At 65.5% G+C, this 18,104-nt stretch carries 16 protein-coding genes; 8 read left to right on the top strand and 8 right to left on the bottom strand.

What is annotated here, in order from left to right; all coding sequences use genetic code 11:
- Positions 1-38 precede the first annotated feature (38 nt).
- Positions 39-518 (bottom strand): GFA family protein, encoded by a 480-nt coding sequence (locus CI41S_RS19485; protein WP_139861136.1) that lies wholly within the window; start codon positions 516-518, stop codon positions 39-41.
- 9 nt (positions 519-527) lie between these two features.
- On the bottom strand, positions 528-1,802 hold the full coding sequence (locus tag CI41S_RS19490; RefSeq protein WP_139861137.1) for an acyl-CoA dehydrogenase family protein: 1,275 nt from the start codon (positions 1,800-1,802) through the stop codon (positions 528-530).
- Positions 1,803-2,022: 220 nt separating this feature from the next.
- Between CI41S_RS19490 and CI41S_RS19495 the strand changes: the two genes are divergently transcribed.
- On the top strand, positions 2,023-2,802 hold the full coding sequence (locus CI41S_RS19495; RefSeq protein ID WP_139861138.1) for an enoyl-CoA hydratase-related protein: 780 nt from the start codon (positions 2,023-2,025) through the stop codon (positions 2,800-2,802).
- Positions 2,803-2,960: 158 nt separating this feature from the next.
- On the opposite strand, the gene CI41S_RS19500 is transcribed toward CI41S_RS19495, so the two are convergent.
- Genes CI41S_RS19500 through CI41S_RS19510 form a run of 3 tightly spaced genes read right to left on the bottom strand, consistent with a single transcriptional unit; the run spans position 2,961 to position 5,112 of the window.
- The gene (locus tag CI41S_RS19500; protein WP_139861139.1) at positions 2,961-3,332 is read right to left on the bottom strand and encodes a DUF6285 domain-containing protein; all 372 of its coding nucleotides are present in this window, start codon (positions 3,330-3,332) and stop codon (positions 2,961-2,963) included.
- 2 nt (positions 3,333-3,334) lie between these two features.
- Complete coding sequence (locus CI41S_RS19505) at positions 3,335-4,321, bottom strand: phosphotransferase family protein (protein WP_139861140.1); 987 nt, start codon at positions 4,319-4,321, stop codon at positions 3,335-3,337.
- Positions 4,318-5,112, bottom strand: coding sequence for an enoyl-CoA hydratase/isomerase (locus CI41S_RS19510; RefSeq protein WP_139861141.1), 795 nt, complete (start codon positions 5,110-5,112; stop codon positions 4,318-4,320). Before CI41S_RS19510 ends, CI41S_RS19505 begins: the two co-directional genes overlap by 4 nt.
- A 151-nt stretch (positions 5,113-5,263) precedes the next feature.
- On the opposite strand from CI41S_RS19510, the gene CI41S_RS19515 reads away from it, so the two are divergent.
- From CI41S_RS19515 to CI41S_RS19535, 5 genes are all read left to right on the top strand, one after another.
- The gene (locus CI41S_RS19515; RefSeq protein ID WP_139861142.1) at positions 5,264-6,046 is read left to right on the top strand and encodes an SDR family NAD(P)-dependent oxidoreductase; all 783 of its coding nucleotides are present in this window, start codon (positions 5,264-5,266) and stop codon (positions 6,044-6,046) included.
- A 289-nt stretch (positions 6,047-6,335) separates the two neighbouring features.
- Positions 6,336-6,713, top strand: a complete 378-nt coding sequence (locus CI41S_RS19520) for a VOC family protein (protein WP_139482015.1) — start codon at positions 6,336-6,338, stop codon at positions 6,711-6,713.
- A gap of 174 nt (positions 6,714-6,887) precedes the next feature.
- Positions 6,888-8,162 carry an acyl-CoA dehydrogenase family protein gene (locus tag CI41S_RS19525; protein ID WP_139861143.1) on the top strand — a complete coding sequence of 425 codons (1,275 nt, stop codon included), beginning with the start codon at positions 6,888-6,890 and terminating at the stop codon, positions 8,160-8,162.
- Between the two features lie 194 nt (positions 8,163-8,356).
- The gene (locus tag CI41S_RS19530) at positions 8,357-8,977 is read left to right on the top strand and encodes a flavin reductase family protein (protein ID WP_139861144.1); all 621 of its coding nucleotides are present in this window, start codon (positions 8,357-8,359) and stop codon (positions 8,975-8,977) included.
- Between the two features lie 4 nt (positions 8,978-8,981).
- Positions 8,982-9,257 carry a GNAT family N-acetyltransferase gene (locus CI41S_RS19535; RefSeq protein ID WP_139861145.1) on the top strand — a complete coding sequence of 92 codons (276 nt, stop codon included), beginning with the start codon at positions 8,982-8,984 and terminating at the stop codon, positions 9,255-9,257.
- A gap of 122 nt (positions 9,258-9,379) precedes the next feature.
- On the opposite strand, the gene yghU is transcribed toward CI41S_RS19535, so the two are convergent.
- Complete coding sequence (gene yghU, locus CI41S_RS19540; RefSeq protein ID WP_139861146.1) at positions 9,380-10,258, bottom strand: glutathione-dependent disulfide-bond oxidoreductase; 879 nt, start codon at positions 10,256-10,258, stop codon at positions 9,380-9,382.
- Positions 10,259-10,524: 266 nt separating this feature from the next.
- Between yghU and CI41S_RS19545 the strand changes: the two genes are divergently transcribed.
- Both CI41S_RS19545 and CI41S_RS19550 read left to right on the top strand, forming a co-directional pair.
- A complete protein-coding gene (locus tag CI41S_RS19545) occupies positions 10,525-11,658 on the top strand; it encodes a nitronate monooxygenase (RefSeq protein ID WP_139861147.1) in 1,134 nt (377 codons plus the stop codon).
- 136 nt (positions 11,659-11,794) lie between these two features.
- Complete coding sequence (locus CI41S_RS19550; protein ID WP_139861148.1) at positions 11,795-13,306, top strand: acetyl-CoA acetyltransferase; 1,512 nt, start codon at positions 11,795-11,797, stop codon at positions 13,304-13,306.
- Between the two features lie 308 nt (positions 13,307-13,614).
- Here the strand turns inward: CI41S_RS19550 and CI41S_RS19555 are convergent, their stop codons facing one another.
- Positions 13,615-14,817: an efflux RND transporter periplasmic adaptor subunit gene (locus tag CI41S_RS19555; protein ID WP_139861149.1), complete on the bottom strand. Its 1,203-nt coding sequence runs from the start codon at positions 14,815-14,817 to the stop codon at positions 13,615-13,617.
- On the bottom strand, positions 14,804-17,983 hold the full coding sequence (locus CI41S_RS19560) for an efflux RND transporter permease subunit (protein ID WP_139861150.1): 3,180 nt from the start codon (positions 17,981-17,983) through the stop codon (positions 14,804-14,806). The genes CI41S_RS19555 and CI41S_RS19560 overlap by 14 nt, the downstream gene beginning before the upstream one ends.
- Between the last annotated feature and the right edge of the window lie 121 nt (positions 17,984-18,104).

The raw sequence follows: 18,104 nt of genomic DNA on the forward strand, positions 1-18,104 counted from the left end.
GGCCTTCGCCGGGACGACGGTGGAGAGTGCGGCCCGCGTCAGGTCTTCTTCATCTTCTCCCGCAAAATCCGCCAGCGCTCCTGCGCGTCCTGAGGCCAGACGTCCCTACGATCGTAATACTCGGCGAACACTTTTGCGCCGGGCGGGAACGTCACCCAGTGCTGCTTGGACAAGGTGAAGATGTGGACGTCGGGCGGACACTGGTTCGGATCGTCCATGGTGCCGACGCGGACGAAGCGCACCGCGAGGCCGGCGCCCGGATAGTTGCTCCAGACCGCGATCTTGCAGACCGGGCAGCGCGCGATCTTCTGGCCCTTGCCGCTCGCCGATGGCGTATCGACGATCTCGGGCTCGGCCGCGATATGCTCGACCCGCTCGGCCTCGTACATCGCGTTCAGCGCATGCACGGTGCCGGTCTCGCGCTGACACCAGGTGCAGTGGCAGGCGTGCACGATCAGCGGCCTGCCGTTCAGGCGGTAGCGAATATGTCTGCAGGTGCATCCACCTTCCATGCTCATGCCGCCTCCTTAGTGCTTCCCCGCCCCCATGTAGCCGAACAGGAAGCCCGCCACCTTGCGCTTCTGGATCTCCTCGCTGCCCTCGGTGATGCGGTAGCGGCGGTGGTGGCGATAGATGTGCTCGAACGGCTTGTGCCGCGAATAGCCCATGCCGCCATGCACCTGCATGGCGCGATCGGCGGCCTCGCAGCAGAGACGGTTTGCCCAGAAGTTGCACATCGAGACCCGGTCCGACAGCGTGTGCTCGACCTGCGCCTGGGTCAACTGGTCCATCTCCCAGGCGGTCTTGCGGATCAAGAGGCGGAGCATCTCGGCCTGTGTCGCGAGCTCGACCAGCGGCCACTGGATCGCCTGGTTCTCGGCCAGCGCCTTGCCGAACGGCTTTCGCTCCCGCGCGTATTTCACGCTCTCGTTGATGCAGTAGACCGCAGCGCCCAGCGAGCTCGCGGCCTGGCGGATGCGGTTCTCATGCACAAAGCATTGCGCCAGCGACAGGCCGCGGCCGACCTCGCCGAACAGCGCATCCTCCGGCACGAACACGTCGGTGAAGCTGACGCGCGGGTGATCGGTCGGCATGTTGAAGGTCCACATATACTGCTCGACCTTGACGCCCGGCGATTTCGCCGGCACCAGGAAGCAGGTGATGCCGCGCGCATCGCCGTCATTGCCCGAGGTGCGGGCGAACAGCGCGCAGTGCGTGGCGACATGCATGCCGGTCGTCCACATCTTCTCGCCGTTGATCACCCAGCCCTTGACGTTGTCGCGCGTCGCCGGCGCCGCTTTGGTCTCCATGTGGGTGGCATCGGAGCCGTGCTCGGGCTCGGTCAGGCCGAAGGTGATGCGGTACTTGCCGGTGATGGAACCGTCGATCATCGCCTTCTGCGCATCGGTTCCGTAGCGATCGAGCATGGTCACGATCGGCAGATTGCCAACGATCGAGTGCTCGTTCTGCAGATCGTTGTGCAGGCCGAGACCTTTCGACGCAAAATGCTCGCGGATCACCGCCATCCAGAGATTGGAGCCGTCCTTGCCGCCATAGCGCTTCGGGATCGCGAAGCGCAGGTGGCCGGCGGCATCGGCAAGGTTTTTCGCCTTGCGCAGCAGCGCCTCCCATTCATGGCGCGGCAGGCCGCCATTGTCGAAATCGGTGCGCGCCCATTCGCGGCGGTGATCGAAGAAGCGGATGTTGTCGTCCGCCTCTTCCAGCGGCTTGATCTCGCGTTCGATGAAGCGATCGAGCTCGGCGAGATAGGCTGTGAGGTCAGCCGGCAGGTTGAAATCCAAGGCGGTCTCTCCCGAAGAATTCGTTGATTCTGGTTTTGCGTTTAGGCGCTATCGCGCAAGCGCGTTCGGATCGATTAAGGTGAGAAGCGAGAGGCCAAGTCAAGCTGGCGGATGCCGCGGGCACGCGCGCACGCCTTGCGGAATTGGATGGCACGGCACCGCGCAGTGGCGCTAGGATGGTAGTCATATTCTTCGCCGCAGAAAATCCACGGGAGCAAACATGGATCTGAAATTCTCCAAGGTGACACGCAAGGGTCCCATCACCATCGTGACGCTGTCGCGGCCCGAGGTTTACAACGCGCTGCACATCGACGCGCATTTCGAGCTCAACAAGGTGTTCGACGCGTTCTCCGCCGATCCCGAGCAGTGGGTTGCGATCGTCACCGGCGCCGGCGACAAGGCGTTCTGCGCCGGCAACGACCTGAAGTGGCAGGCCGCGGGCGGCAAGCGCGGCTGGGACAAGGGCGGCTTCGCCGGCCTCACCACCCGCTTCGACTGCGACAAGCCGATCATCGCCGCCGTCAACGGCGTCGCGATGGGCGGCGGGTTCGAGGTGGCGCTGGCCTGCGACCTGATCATCGCTTCGGAGAATGCGACCTTCGCGTTGCCCGAGCCGCGCGTCGGCCTCGCCGCGCTCGCCGGCGGCCTGCAGCGCCTGCCGCGGCAGATCGGGCTGAAGCGCGCCATGGGCATGATCCTCACCGCCCGCCATGTCAGCGCCAAGGAAGGCCTTGAGCTCGGCTTCGTCAACGAGGTGGTGCCGCAGGGCGAGGCGCTCGCCGCCGCCGAGCGCTGGGCCGAGACCATCGCCAAGAACTCGCCGATGTCGATCCGCGCCTCCAAGAAGGCAATCCAGAAGGGCCTCGAAGTCTCGCTGGAACAGGCGATGACCGAGCAGCGCGAATATCCGGCGGTGAAGGCGATGGCGGCCTCGCAGGATTACATCGAGGGCCCGAAGGCGTTTGCGGAGAAACGGCCGCCGAAGTGGCTGGGGCGGTAGCCGCCCCTCTCCGCGTCATTCCGGGGCACGAAGCGAACCCGGAATCTCGAGATTCCGGGTCTGGTGCTTGCGCACCATCCCGGAATGACGATGCGTAGGATGGGTAGAGCGCAGCGAAACCCGTCGGCTTTTGCGTCCATCGCCGCGATGGGCCCATCCTACGTTCCTGACTCCCGCTTGTAGGACGCGTAGTTCGGCTGGTCGACGGCGAGCTTGTCCAGTGTGGTCTGCCAGAGATGCTCCGGCAGGCCCGGCGTGGTCAGATCCACCTCGCCGCTTGCGATCTTGTCCGACAGCGTGCGGTTCAGCTCCATCAGTGTCCCGTCCGCGCCGAGCAACTGCTTGAGCCGCGCGACCTCAGCCGCATCGCTGCTCTCGGCGAGCGCGAGCTGCCGCGTCACCAGATCGAGCGCGTTGATCCCGACGCGCAGCTTGAAGGCATTGTGGCCCTTGATGACGGGCGTGATCTCGCTGCGCAGGAAATCGGCGACGGCCTTGATCAGTTCGGTGGTGGTCGGTTCGTCCTGCATGGTCATTTTCCTCGCGGAGCCAGCAACCGCAACAAATCGATCTCGGTCTCCGATGCGCGCCGTCCGATCATCGCGCGCTCCATCGAATGGTCGGGGCCGCTGCGGAAGCGCTGCATCATGCCGCAGCACATCACGCCCCAGCGCAAGGTGCCCATCACCTCCCAGAACATCACGCGCTCGGGATCGGCCCTGCGGCCGGCTTCCGCGTAACCGGCGAACAGCTCCTCGCGCGTGCCGAAGCCGCCGACCGGCTTGTCGATCTCGCCGAAGCGCCAGGAGTTGACGCAGATCCAGCCGAGATCCTCCATCGGGTCGCCGAAATGGGCGAGCTCCCAGTCGAGCACCGCGCGCACGCCGTCGGGACCGATGATCAGGTTGCCGTGGCGGAAGTCGCCATGCACCAGCGTCACCTCGGCCGATGGGCCGGGATCGTGATCGCGCAGCCAGCGCAGCGCCAGCTCGAACATCGGGCGCGGCCAACCAAAACTGCGGTACTCGCGCGCGAGATCCTCGATCTCCTTGGTCGCCGTCATGCTGCGCAACTGCGGCAGCTTGGCCCGCGGCAGGCCATGGATGCCGGCGATGACGCGGCCGAGCTGGCGGGCGAGCAGCGGCCGCGCCTTGGCAAATTCCTCGTCGCGCAAAATCTTGCGCGCGATGGTCTCGCCCTCAATACGGGCCATGATGAAGCCGCGGCCGAGACCGTCCTCCGGCCTCAAGACATGCATCACCTTCGGCGACGGCAGGCCGGCGTCATGCGCGAGCTGCATCAGCGTCGCCTCGGCATCGAGGCCGGCGGCGCGTCCCGCTGCGGCGCCATAGCCCGGCGGTGCGCGGCGCAGAATCGCGCCGACGTTGCCGCCGGGATGGACGATGTCGAACGTCCAGGTCTCCTGGCTGGCGCCGCCAGACAGTTTTGCGGCGCCGGTGACGCCGGTCGCGCCGGGATAAAACGACGCAACGCAGCGTCCGAGTTCGGCCTCGATCATTTGCCCCGAAACTTCGCCGGACGCTTCTCGAGGAACGCGCCGACGCCTTCCTTGAAATCCTCGGTGCTGCCCGCGATGCGCTGCGACTCGAATTCGAGGTTGAGCTGCTCCTCAAAGGAGTTTTCCGGGCTGTCCCAATACATCTTGCGGATCAGCGACAGCGCGACCGTCGGCCCATTGGCGAGATCGTGCGCGAGCTTCATCGCCTCCTCCATCAGCACGCCGTCGTCGTAGACGCGGTTGACGAGGCCCCATTCCAGCGCCTTCTCGGCCGGCAGCTTTTCGCCGAGCAGCGACAGCTCGACCGAGCGCGCCTTGCCGATCAGCCGCGGCAGCAGCCAGGTCGAGCCGCAATCCGGCACCAGGCCGATGCGGCGGAACGCCTGCAGGAAATAGGACGAGCGCGCGCACAGGATCATGTCGCCCATCAAGGCAAAGCTCATCCCGGCGCCGGCGGCCGGGCCGTTCACCGCGGTGACGATCGGACAGTGCAGCCGGCGCAGGCGGCGCAGGAACGGATGGAAGCCGATCTCGAGCGAGGCGCCGGCGTTGCTCTTGCCGGGCTTCGCTTGCGCGTTGCGGCCCTGCAGATTGGCGCCGGTGCAGAAGGCGCGGCCGGCGCCGGTGATGACGAGGCAGCGCACCTCGTCGCGCTTGTCCTCGATCGCATCCAGCGCCTCGGCGAGGCCGCCCAGCATGTCCATCGAGACCGCGTTCATGACTTCCTGATGGTCGAGCTTGAGGATCGCGACCGATCCGTCGAAGTCGAGCGTGACGTGCTTGAACTGCATGGTTTCCTCTCATCTGTTGCGGCGGCAGTCCCGCGGCAGGCCGATCGATACCTCGACCCATATTTGATTTTTGCGCCGGGCTTGTCCATGCTTGGCCCAAGCCCGTCTTCGGCAGCGTGATTAACGCGCGCCAAAGCAAATGGAAACCCCAATGAGTGGCATCTTCGATCTTAGCGGCCGCGTCGCGGTCATCACCGGCGGCAATGGCGGCATCGGCCTCGGCATCGCGCAGGCGCTCAACGCCGCCGGCTGCAACGTCTCGATCTGGGGCCGCAACGCCGAGAAGAACGCGAACGCCGCGGCCTCGATGGCGGCCGGCCCCGGCAAGGTCGCAACCGAATTCTGCGATGTCAGCGACCCCGGCTCGGTCAAGACCGCGATGAAGGCGACGCTGGAGAAATTCGGCCGGGTCGACGGCTGCTTCGCCAATGCCGGCATCGGCGGCGGCGGACGGCGTGCCTTCATCGACCGCACCGAAGAAGAGTGGCGACGGATGTTCGCGACCAATCTCGATGGCGTCTTCCACGTCTTCCAGGTCGCGGCGCGGCACATGACCGAGCGCTCCGAGGCCGGCGACAGATTCGGCCGGCTGGTTGCGACATCGAGTCTCGCTTCGCTGTTCGGCACCGCGCGCAACGAGCACTATGCCGGCACCAAGGCAGCGCTGAACGCGCTATGCCGCGCGCTCGCCGTCGAGCTCGCCCGCCACGGCGTCACCGCGAACGCGATCCTGCCCGGCTGGATCAAGAGCGACATGACCGCCGGCATCATGGCCAACGACAAGTTCGTCGCCAACGTGATGCCGCGCATCCCGGCGCGCCGCTTCGGCGAGCCAAGCGATTTCGGCGGCATCGCGGTATACCTCATGAGCAAGGCGTCGTCGTACCATACGGCGGATTGCTTCGTGATCGACGGCGGGTATACGGCGTTTTAGGCCCGGCTCTGTCCCACCCACCGCTGTCGTCCCTGCGAAAGCAGGGACGACACCGAGGTTGTTGCGTCGCTGTTCGCCCCGTCATCCTGAGGTGCGAGCTCTTGCGAGCCTCGAAGGATGCACGGCCACCAGCGGGGCCGATTCATCCTTCGAGGCTCGCCGAAGAGGCTCGCACCTCAGGATGACGGTGAGGGGGCGCAATGACCATCGGAAACAGCCTCGCTTCCGTTGCGGCAAAACTGCTGCTACCGTTTGCGTCTTATTCAAGCAAACCGGGAGGATTTTTCAGATGTTTTCGCACGTGATGGTTGGCACCAACGACCTGGACAGGGCCAAGGCGTTTTACGACGCGCTGCTGGCCACGCTCAATGTCCGGCCGGCGCGGGTCGACGGTCACCGTATCATGTACCTCACCAAGACCGGCATTTTCATGGTGTCCAAGCCGATCAACGGCGAACCGGCAACGCACGCCAATGGCGGCACCATCGGCTTTGCCTGCTCGTCGCCCGAGCAGGTCGAGGCTTGGCACGCGGCCGGCGTCGCCAATGGCGGTAAGTCCTGCGAGGACCCGCCGGGCGTGCGAGAAGGCAACGGCATCAAGCTCTATCTCGCCTATTTGCGCGATCTCGACGGCAACAAGATCTGCGCGATGCACCGGCTGCCCTGACGGCCGTCGCGCTCGATTGCGTGCCATGACCGGCGGCGTTCAAACAACGTTTGAAACGCCGTCGCGAAATTCCGCGATGCGGTAGAGATCGTTCGAAAATCGGTGCTCGCGCTTCACGCTTCGCGCGTCTATTGTCCGCGGCGAAACGCGCCTTCGCCGATGGGAGAAACGACAATGAAGCATGCCTATGTGCCGCGCACGACCAACTACACGCTCAACCCGGGCGACGAGCTCAACGACCTCAGGATGTCGGACCAGGTCCGCCCGCTGTACGATCACGTGAAGCAGTTCATCCGCGAGGTGGTCGAGCCGATGTCGGTCGAGTTCTACCGTGCCGGCGAGAAGAAGACCGATCGCTGGAGCTTCACCGATGAGCAGCTCGCGATCCTGCAGAAGGCCAAGGACAAGGCCAAGGAAGTCGGCCTCTGGAACTTCTTCCTGCCCGACGCCGAGACCGGCGAGGGCCTGAACAACCTCGACTACGCCTACATCGCCGCCGAGCTCGGCAAGAGCCCGCTGGCCTCGGAGACGATGAACTGCTCGGCGCCCGACACCGGCAACATGGAGGTGCTGGAGCGCGTCGGCACCAAGGAGCAGAAGGAGAAGTGGCTGAAGCCGCTGCTCAACGGTGAGATCCGCTCCGCCTATGCGATGACCGAGCCGAACGTCGCCTCGTCGGACGCCAAGAACATCTCGACCACCGCAAAGCTGGTCGGTGACGAGTGGGTGATCAACGGCGAGAAGTACTACATCTCCGGCGCCGGCGATCCGCGCTGCAAGATCATGATCGTGATGGTGAAGACCAATCCCGACGCGCCGCCGTCCAAGCAGCAGTCGCAGATCCTGGTGCCGACCGACAATCCCGGCGTGGAGATTCTCGGCCCGATGCAGGTGTTCGGCCACGATCACGCGCCGCGCGGCCACATGCATCTGCGCTTCAACAATTGCCGGGTGCCGAAGGAGAACATGCTGCTCGGCGAAGGCCGCGGCTTCGAAATCTCGCAGGTCCGTCTCGGCCCGGGCCGCATCCATCACTGCATGCGCACCATCGGCAAGGCCGAGAAGGCGCTCGACCTGATGGTGCAGCGTGGCCTGACTCGCGAGGCGTTCGGCAAGAAGATCGCCCATCTCGGCGGCAACACCCAGATCATCGCGCAGGCGCGCTGCGAGATCGAGTCGATGCGGCTGATGGTGCTGAAGGCGGCCAAGGCGATGGACGTGCTCGGCAACAAGGAGGCCCGCGTCTGGGTCTCGATGGTGAAAGCGATGATCCCCGAGCGCGCCTGCAAGGTGATCGACCAGGCGATCCAGATGCACGGCGCCACCGGCATCTCGCAATGGACCCCGCTCGCCGAAATGTACCAGGACGTCCGCCACCTGCGCTTCGCCGACGGTCCAGACGAAGTGCACTGGATGGTGGTCGGCCGGCACGAACTGAGCATGCCGTAATCTTCTCCTTCTCCCCGCAGTATCTCCTTCCCCTCTCCCCGCCCTTCGCGGGGAGAGGGTTGGGGTGAGGGGCTGCTTCGGCAAAGAAGGTGAGAAACGGACTCGCGGAAGCTCCCCCTCACCCGGAATTCAAGCTAGGCTTGAATTCCGACCTCTCCCCGCAAGCGGGGCGAGGCAAGCAAGAGAGTCTCCCCATGGAATACGCCCCCGAAGATCTCACCCAGCGCGAACGCTACAAGGTGCTGACCTCGTTCGTGCTGCCGCGGCCGATCGCCTGGGTGACGAGTCTCGGCGAAGGCGGCGTGGTCAATGCGGCGCCGTTCTCGTTCTTCAATGCGATGTGCGAGGATCCGCCGCTCTGCGTGTTCGCGGTGAACCGGCGGCCGGACCACCGGGAAAAGGACACCCTGGTCAACATCCGCCGCACCGGCGAGTTCGTGGTCAACCTTACCGACGAGCCCTTGGCGCGCGCGATGCACGAAAGCAGCGGCGACTTTCCGCCCGAGATCGGCGAGCCCGACTATCTCGGGCTGAAGCTCGCGCCGTCGCGCCGGGTCGCGGTGCCCCGCCTTGCGGACGCGCCGTGGGCGATGGAGTGCAAGACCTGGAAGCTGATCGACGTCAACGGCGACCGTCAGCTCATCATGGGCGAAGGCATCCACTTCTACATCCGCGACGATCTGTGGGATCACGACGCCATGCGCGTCCACATGGAGCGTTATCACCCGATCGGGCGCATGTTCGCCGACCGCTATTGCCGCACCGACGATCGCGTGGTGTTTCCGGCGGCCAAGGGAAGACATAGCCGAGGATGAGACGATGAGCGAAGCTTTCCGCGACAACGCACAGCAGAGCCGGTTCGAGCTCACAGTCGATGGCGCGATTGCGTTCGTCGCCTATCGCAAGACGCCGGACACGATCACGCTTGTTCATACCGAAGTGCCGCCGGAGCTCGGCGGCCGCGGCATCGGCTCAAAGCTTGCCCGCGCCACGCTGGATGCGGTGCGCGCGCAGCGCATCAAGCTCATTGTCAAATGCGAATTCATCCAGGGCTTTATGAAGAAGCACCCGGAGTACAATGATCTGCTGACATGACTTGAGGCTACCTCCACGTCCGCAGTCACAGTCGGATTCGCGGAGACTCCCCCTCACCCGAAATTCAGGCTGCGCCTGAATTCGACCTCTCCCCGCAAGCGGGGCGAGGCGAATTGGGATCGCTACGTCGCTGCCGGCTCGCCGATCTTGTCCTGCGTCTTGGTGTCGAAATCGCTTGCGTCGTGGCGCTCGTGGAGCTGGCTCGACGGGTCGCCCGAAATGCGGTTGACCATGCGGCCGCGCTTCACCGCGGGCCGTGCCGCGATCGCGTTGGTCCAGCGTTGCACATTCTTGTAGTCCTGCACCGAGAGGAATTCGCCGGCGCCGTAGACCAGGCCTTTTGCAAGCGCGCCATACCACGGCCACACCGCCATGTCGGCGATGGTGTAGACATTGCCGGCGAGATATTCGTTGTCGGCGAGACGGCGGTCGAGCACGTCGAGCTGACGCTTCACCTCCATCGCGTAGCGGTCGATGGCGTATTCGATCTTGGTCGGCGCGTAGGCGTAGAAATGGCCGAAGCCGCCGCCAAGGAACGGCGCCGAGCCCATCTGCCAGAACAGCCATGACAGGGTTTCGGCGCGGGTCTTGACGTCGGTCGGCAGGAACGCGCCGAATTTTTCCGCGAGGTGGAGCATGATCGCGCCTGATTCAAACACCCGGATCGGCTCCGGCCCGCTGCGATCCATCAGCGCCGGGATCTTCGAGTTCGGATTGACCGCGACAAAGCCGCTGCCGAACTGGTTGCCGTCGATCTTGATCAGCCAGGCGTCGTATTCCGCGCCCTTGTGGCCCGCGGCCAAGAGCTCCTCCAGCATCACGGTGACCTTGACGCCGTTCGGCGTCGCCAGCGAATAGAGCTGCAGCGGATGGCGGCCGACCGGCAATTCCTGCTGGTGGGTCGGCCCGGCGATCGGCCGGTTGATGCTGGCAAAGCGCCCGCCGCTCTCCTTGTTCCAGGTCCAGACTTTCGGCGGTTCGTAGGCAGGGGTATCGGTCACTGGGTGGCTCCCGGTTGCGGTGTTCTCGAAATGGAGCGATGGCGCGCCCATCCCCCACATATCCGCACTAGATGGTGGGCACGCTTCGCTTTGCCCACCCTGCGACGCCCGCTTTTTTCTATGGAGCGGAATGCCAAAATGAGGCAGCGCCTGCACGCAAGATCGCAGCAAGCGAAACCCGCTTGGCTTGGCCGCGGCGGATGCGCTAGCGTCGCGCAAAGCCGATGCCAACAAGCACAACAAGCGGCTGCGGGAGAGACCTAGCCATGAAGTCACCGATCTGCGACATGCTGGGAATCGAATTTCCCCTGCTCGCCTTCAGCCATTGCCGCGACGTGGTGGCGGCGGTCAGCCGCGCCGGCGGCTTTGGCGTCCTCGGCGCCACCGCGCATTCGCCCGAGACGCTGGAGCAGGAGCTGAAATGGATCGACGCCCATGTCGACGGCAAGCCGTACGGCGTCGACGTGCTGATCCCGGAAAACATCTCGACCGCGGGCGAGAAGAACGTCACCTGGAAGAGCCTCGAGGCGCGGATCTCGCCGGAGCATCGCGACTACACCCGCACGCTGCTGAAGAAGTACGACATCGAGCTGACCACGACCAACGTCGCCGACAACCAGCCGCAGCCGTTCGACGGCGAGACCGCGCTGCAGTTGCTCGACGTCTCGTTCCGGCATCCGATCAAGCTGATCGCCAATGCGCTCGGCGTGCCGCCGAAGGCGATGATCGATCGCGGCCGCGCCCATGACGTGCCGGTGGCGGCGCTGGTCGGCGCCAAGGAGCATGCGCTGCGCCAGGTCGCGGCCGGCGTCGATATTCTCGTCGTGCAGGGCACCGAGGCCGGCGGCCATTGCGGCGAAGTGTCGACCATGGTGCTGGTGCCCGAGGTGATCAAGGCGATCAAGCCGATCCGCGACGTGCCGGTGCTGGCGGCCGGCGGCATCATGACCGGACGGCAGATGGCGGCCTGCATGGCGATGGGCGCGGCGGGGGTGTGGACCGGTTCGGTGTGGCTCGCCACCGTAGAGTCGGAGACCTCGGAGATCTTCCGCGAGAAGATGATCGCGGCGTCCTCGCGCGACGCGGTGCGTTCCAAAGGGCGCACCGGAAAGCCGGCGCGGCAGCTCCGCTCGGTCTGGACCGATGCGTGGGACCGCGCGCCGGAATCGCCCGGCGCGTTACCGATGCCGCTGCAGAGCATCATCAGCCGCGACGCCTTCAACGCGATCGACCGCTCCGCCGCCGCGGGCAACGCCAAGGCGCGCGATCTCGTCAGTTACTTCGTCGGCCAGGGCGTCGGGCTGATCGACAGCGTGAAATCTGCGACCGCCGTGGTGCAGGAATTCAAGGAAGAATTCGCCGAAGCCGTCGAGCACATGAACGCGCTGGTGGCGGAGTGACGACGCTCCCTCCCCGTCATTGCGAGCGACGCGAAGCAATCCATCTTTCCCCGCGTTGAGGCATGGATTGCTTCGCTTCGCTCGCAATGACGCCTAGACCAGGTATCGAGCCTATTTCTGAAAGTGAACAACAAGAATGTCGAACAGCATCCCCGAAGACCGCATTCCCGTCATCGTCGGCGTCGGCGAGATCGTCGATCGTCCGAAAGATATCGCCGCCGGCCTCGAGCCGCTGACGCTGCTCGAAGCGGCATTGAAGCGCGCGGAGGCGGACAGCGGCGCAAAGCTGCTCGGCGATATTCAGTCGCTCGACGTCGTCAACTTCCTGAGCTGGCGCTATCGCGATCCCGAAAAGCAGCTGGCGCAGCGGCTCGGCATTGCGCCGACGCATCTCTATTACGGGCCGGTCGGCGGCGAGAGCCCGATCCGTTATCTGCACGAGGCGGCGCAGCGGATTGCGCGCGGCGAGTGCAGCGTCGCGGCGGTGTGCGGCGCCGAGGCGCAGTCGACCGCGACCAAGGCGCAGCGCGCCGGCGTGGAATTGCCGTGGACGCCGTTCGCGCATGACGTCGAGGAGCCGAAGCGCGGCGCCGCGTTCCAGAAGCCGATGGCGGTGACGCTCGGCGTGTTCCGGCCGATCACGGTCTATCCGCTTTACGAGTCGGCGACGTCGGCGGCATGGGGCCAGACGCCGCGCCAGGCGCTGAACGAGTCCGGCGAGCTATGGTCGACCTATGCGCGGGTTGCCGCAGACAATCCCAATTCCTGGCTCAAGAAGCAATTCACGGGCGAGGAGATCACGACGGCGACGCCGGATAACCGGATGATCGCCTGGCCCTACACAAAGCTGATGGTGGCGAACCCGACGGTGAACATGGGCGGCGCGCTGATCCTGACCAGCCTCGCCAAGGCGCGCGCCGCCGGCGTGCCGGAGGACAAGCTGATCTACCCGCTCGGCGGCGCCTCGGCGGAAGAGCCGCGCGACTATCTGATCCGCGACCAGTTCGTCGAGAGCCACGCGCAGACCGCGGTGCTGAAGGCGGTGATGGATCTCGTCGAGGGCGACGGCAAAAAGTTCGACGCGATCGAGCTCTATAGCTGCTTCCCCTGCGTGCCGAAGATGGCGCGGCGGACGCTGAGCCTCGGCGCCGACGTGCAGCCGACCGTGACCGGCGGCCTCACTTTCTTCGGCGCGCCGCTCAACACCTACATGACGCATGCGGCCTGCGCGATGGTGCGCAAGCTGCGCGACGGCGGCACGCTCGGCCTGCTCTACGGCCAGGGCGGTTTCGTCACCAAGCACCATGGCCTGGTGCTGTCGCGCGCCGCGCCGAAGGCGGCGCTGAAGCAGCAGACCAGCGTGCAGGCCGAGGCCGACCGCAACCGGGGCAGCGTCCCCGACTTCACCACCGAGGCGAGCGGCAAGGGCAAGGTCGAGGCCTTCACCGTGATCTATCGCGGCAATGGCGAGGTCGAGCATGGCGTCACCATGCTGCGAACGGAGGACGGCCGCCGTACGCTCGGCCGCATCCCGGCGAGCGATACGACGACGCTGGCGTATCTGCAGGATTTAGACCGCACGCCGGTGGGTTCTCTGGGCGACATCGTCACCGCTGACGACGGCATGCTGGAGTGGCGGGTGGCCTAGGAGTTCTCCCTCGCCTCGCTCTCTTGTCCGCCGAAGCCCGCCTTCGGGCGAAGGCGGATGCGGGGAGAGGGTTGGGGTGAGGGGCTGCTTCCGCGAGTATCGCTCTACGGAAAGACCTGTACCCCTCACCCGGATTGCATTGGCGATGCAATCCGACCTCTCCCCGCAAGCGGGGCGAGGTGAAGGAAGCGCGCAGCGCGTAGCCCGGATGGAGCGCAGCGCAATCCGGGGATCACCATCGCCGCGGGGCGGACTGGCCCCGGATTTCGCTTCGCTTCATCCGGGCTACGGGAGACGTGTCCGCGCCCCTACCCCTTCACGTCCTGCTTTTCGGACGCGGTGGTCGGCTTGCCCTTGGCGCCGGCGCCGGTGACGCGGACCTGGTCGCCGTCGGAAAGGCCGTCCGGCGGGGCGGAGATGATGCGGTCGTCGGGCGAAATGCCGGAGGCGAGCTCGATCTCCTTGCCGAGATCGCGGCCGATCTTCACGGTCTTGAACAGCACCTTGTCGTCGGGGCCGACGGTCGCGACGCGAAGGCCGTTGCTGTTGAAGATCAGCGCGCTGGCGGGAATGCTCAGCGGCGTCGAGTCGCGCTGCAGGTTCAGCTTCACGCTGGCATAGCTGCCCGGCATCAGTTCGCCGGAGGAATTGTCGAGCCCGAGCTGCATCCGCGTGGTGCCGGAGGAGACGTCGACCGCCTGCGATGACGCTTCGACCGTCGCCTGGAAGGTGCGGTTGGGATATTCCGGCATCGCCAGCGTCGCCTTGGCGCCGATCTTGATCGCCGGCACGTAGTTCTGCGGCACGTTGACGTAGACGCGCAGCTTGGTGATGTCAGAGATCGTGAACATCGCCGGGCCCGAGCCGCCGCCGGCATTGATCAGCGCGCCGACGTCGGTGTCGCGCGAAGTCACCACGCCGTCGAACGGCGCCGTGATCTTCTTGTAGCCGGCGAGCGCTTCCAGCCGTTCGACATTGGCCTGGCCGGCCTTGACCGCACCGTTCTTGTTGGAGAGGTCGGCGGTGCGCTCGTCGATCTCCTGGGCGGAGACGAAGTTCGAGGCCACCAGCGTCTTGCGCCGGTTCAGCGTCGCTTCGGAGAGTTTTGCGCTGGCCTGGGCGCTGGCGAGATCGGCGCGCGCCTGCAGCAATTGCTGGTCGAGGTCGGGAGCTTCGATCTCGGCGATCACCTGGCCGGCCTTGACGCGGGCGCCGATGTCGGCGTCCCAGGTCTTCAGGTAACCGGACACCCGGGCGAAGATCGGCGCACGGTAATAGGCCTCGAGCCGGCCCGGCAGGTCGATGGTCGGGCTGAGTGCCCGAGCGTTCGGCAGCGCCACCGCCACGGTCGGAATGGCCTGGTCGTCGGTCCATTGCTTCAGTTTGCCGCCCTGCTCCTCGCGGGCGCGGATCCCGGTGCCGACGATCAGACCCGCGCCGACCAGCGCAACCACGCCGAATATGCCCAGTTTCCGGCGGGAAACCGACGGGCGCTGTTCAGTGGGCGGCATGCGGGATCTCCGATGAGGCGGCGGCTTTGGCGCCTTGCTTCTTGTGTACCATACTGAATACCACGGGAACAAACATCAGGGTGGCGAAGGTCGCGAAGATCAGGCCGCCGATCACGGCGCGGCCCAGCGGCGCGTTCTGCTCGCCGCCTTCGCCGAGCCCAAGCGCCATCGGCGCCATGCCGATGATCATGGCGAGCGCGGTCATCAGCACCGGGCGGAAGCGGACGAAGCCGGCCTCCAGCGCCGCGGCGACGGGATCGCCGAGCTCTTCATAGCGCTCGCGGGCAAAGCTGATCACCAGCACGCTGTTGGCGGTCGCAACGCCCATGCACATGATGGCGCCGGTCAGCGCCGGCACCGACAGCGTGGTCTCGGTGGTGAACAGCATCCAGACGATGCCGGCGAGCGCGGCCGGCAGCGCGGTGATGATCACGAACGGATCGGACCAGGATTGGAAGTTCACCACGATCAGGAAGTAGATCAGCACCACGGCGCCGAGCAGGCCGAACAGCAGGCCGGTGAAGGCCGAGTTCATGGTCTGCACCTGGCCGAGCAGCACCACGGAGGAGCCCTTCGGCACCTCCTTGGCGGTGTCGGCGATCAGCTTGCGCACGTCGGTGGCGACGCCGCCGAGATCGCGGCCCTGCGTCGTCGCATAGATCTGCACCAGCGACTGGATGTCGTATTGCGACACCACCGCGCTCGAACTCGCGCGCTTGATGTCGGCGATGCCGCCGAGGATCGGCGCCTGGGTGTTGCCGGTCGCGGTGATCGGCAGGGTCTGCAGCGCGCTCAAGGAGTCGATCTGGTACTGCGGCGTCTGCATCACGATCGAGTACGACACGCCGTTGTCGGGGTTGAGGTAGTAGGTCGGCGCCACCTGCGAGGAGCCGGCGAGGTTGACCACCAGCGAGTTGGTGACGTCGCGCTCGGTCAGGCCGACATATTGCGCGCGGGTGCGGTCGACATCGATGTTGAAGGTCGGATTGTTCGGCGACTGCTGGATCCGCGCATCGGCGATGCCGGGGATGCGCTTGATCTGCGCCAGCAGCTTGTTGGCATAGGCGAAGTTGGCCTCGAGATTGGCGCCGCGGATCTGCAGGTCGATCGGCGCCGGCGCGCCGAAATTGAGGATTTGGCTGACGATATCGGCCGGCAGGAACGAGAAGCTGGTGCCCGGGAACAGCCGCGGCAGCTGCTCACGCAGCGTGCGGACATGCTCCTCGGTCGGCTTATGGTCCTCCTTGAGGCGGATCTGGATGTCGCCGTCCTGCGGGCCGATCACGCCGGTGTTGTTGTAGGTCATGTTGATGCCGGAGATCGGCATACCGATGTTATCGGTCATGGTCTCGATCTCGCCGGGGATCAGCTTGCGGATCGCCTTCTGGACGTCGGCGAGCTGGTTGGCGGTCTCCTCGACGCGGGTGCCGACCTGGGTGCGGACATGCAGCAGGATGTTGCCGGCATCGACCGCGGGGAAGAAGTTGCGCCCGAGGAACGGCACCAAAAGGAACGACGCGGCGACGATCACAAGGAAGCCGGTCACGAATGTCGGGCGGTGGCCGAGCGCCAGCGCCAGCAGATTGCGGTAGCCGCCGCGGATGCGCTCGAAGCGCGCCTCGAAGCCGCGCTGGAACCAGACCAGGGGATTGCGCGACTTCGGCGGCCCGTCCTCGTGATGCACATGCGCCTGCAGCAGGTAGTTCGCCATGGTCGGCACCAGCGTGCGCGACAGGATGAACGACCAGATCATCGCGAACATCACGGCTTCGGCCATCGGCACGAACAGGAAGCGCGCGACGCCGGTGAGAAAGAACATCGGCACGAACACGATGCAGATGCAGAGCAGCGAGACGAACGCCGGCGTCACGATCTGGTTGGCGCCGTCGAGGATCGACTGCTCGACCGGCTTGCCCTGCTCGAGATGGTAGTTGATGTTCTCGATCGTCACCGTGGCGTCGTCGACCAGGATGCCGACCGCAAGCGCCAGGCCGCCGAGCGTCATGATGTTCAGCGTCTCGCCGATCAGCGACAGCATGATGATGGCGCCGAGCACCGACAGCGGGATCGACACCGCGATGATGACGGTGGAGCGCCAGCTGCCTAGGAACAGCAGGATCATCACGCTGGTCAGTAGCGCGGCGATCACGCCCTCGAAGGCGACGCCGGTGATCGCGCCGCGGACGAACAGCGACTGGTCGCCGATGAATCCGATCTTGAGCGCATCCGGCATCTGGTCCTTGACGTCGATCACCTTCTGCTTGATGCCGGAGATAATATCGAGCGTCGAGGTGGCGCCGGCCTTCAGCACCATCATCAGCACCGAACGGTTGCCGTCGACATGGACGATGTTGGTCTGCGGCGGATTGCCGTCGCGCACGCTGGCGACGTCGCGCACATAGACCATCGCACCGTTGACCTGCTTGACCGGGAGGTCGCCGAGCTCCTCGAGGCGGAGCGGCGAATTGTTGAGGTTGACGGTGTATTCGAAGTTGCCGATCTTCTGGGTGCCGACCGGCGTGATCAGGTTCTGCGCGGCCAGTGCATTGGCGACGTCCTGGCCCGACAGGCCGCGCGCCTGCAGCGCGGTCGAGTTGAGATCGATCTGGACCTGGCGCTGCTTGCCGCCGAACGGATAAGGGATCGCGGCGCCCGGCACCGTCACCAGCGGCGTGCGTAGCTGATTGATGCCGATGTCGGCGAGGTTCTGCTCGGTCAGGCCCTCGCCGGACAGCGCGACCTGGATGATCGGCACCGTCGAGGCACTGTAGTTCAGGATCAGCGGCGGGGTCGCGCCGGGCGGCATCTGCTTCAACAAGGTCTGCGAGATCGCGGTGACCTGCGCATTGGCGGTGCGGATGTCGACATTGGGCTGGAAGAAGATCTTGATGATGCCGACGCCGTTATAGGAATTGGCGACGATGTGCTCGATGTCGTTGACCGTCGTGGTCAGCGCGCGCTGAAACGGTGTGGTGATACGCCCGCTCATCTGGTCCGGCGGCAAACCAGTGTACTGCCAGACCACGCCGATCACGGGGATGCGGATGTCGGGAAAGATGTCGGTCGGCGTGCGCAGCGCCGCCAGCGGTCCGATGATCAACAGGAGCAGGGCGAGCACGACGAAAGTATATGGCCGGCTCAGCGCGATACGGACCAGTGCGATCATAAAAGCGGCGTTCCCGAAATGAGCCTGCCCAGGCAGCGGAATCGGCGGCCCGAAAAGGGGTTGTTCCGCTGCGCCGATTTACCCGATGCAGGGCAAAAGGCCAACCCGCGCGGCCGCGATG

Source organism: Bradyrhizobium ivorense (assembly GCF_900696085.1).
GTDB lineage: Bacteria > Pseudomonadota > Alphaproteobacteria > Rhizobiales > Xanthobacteraceae > Bradyrhizobium > Bradyrhizobium ivorense.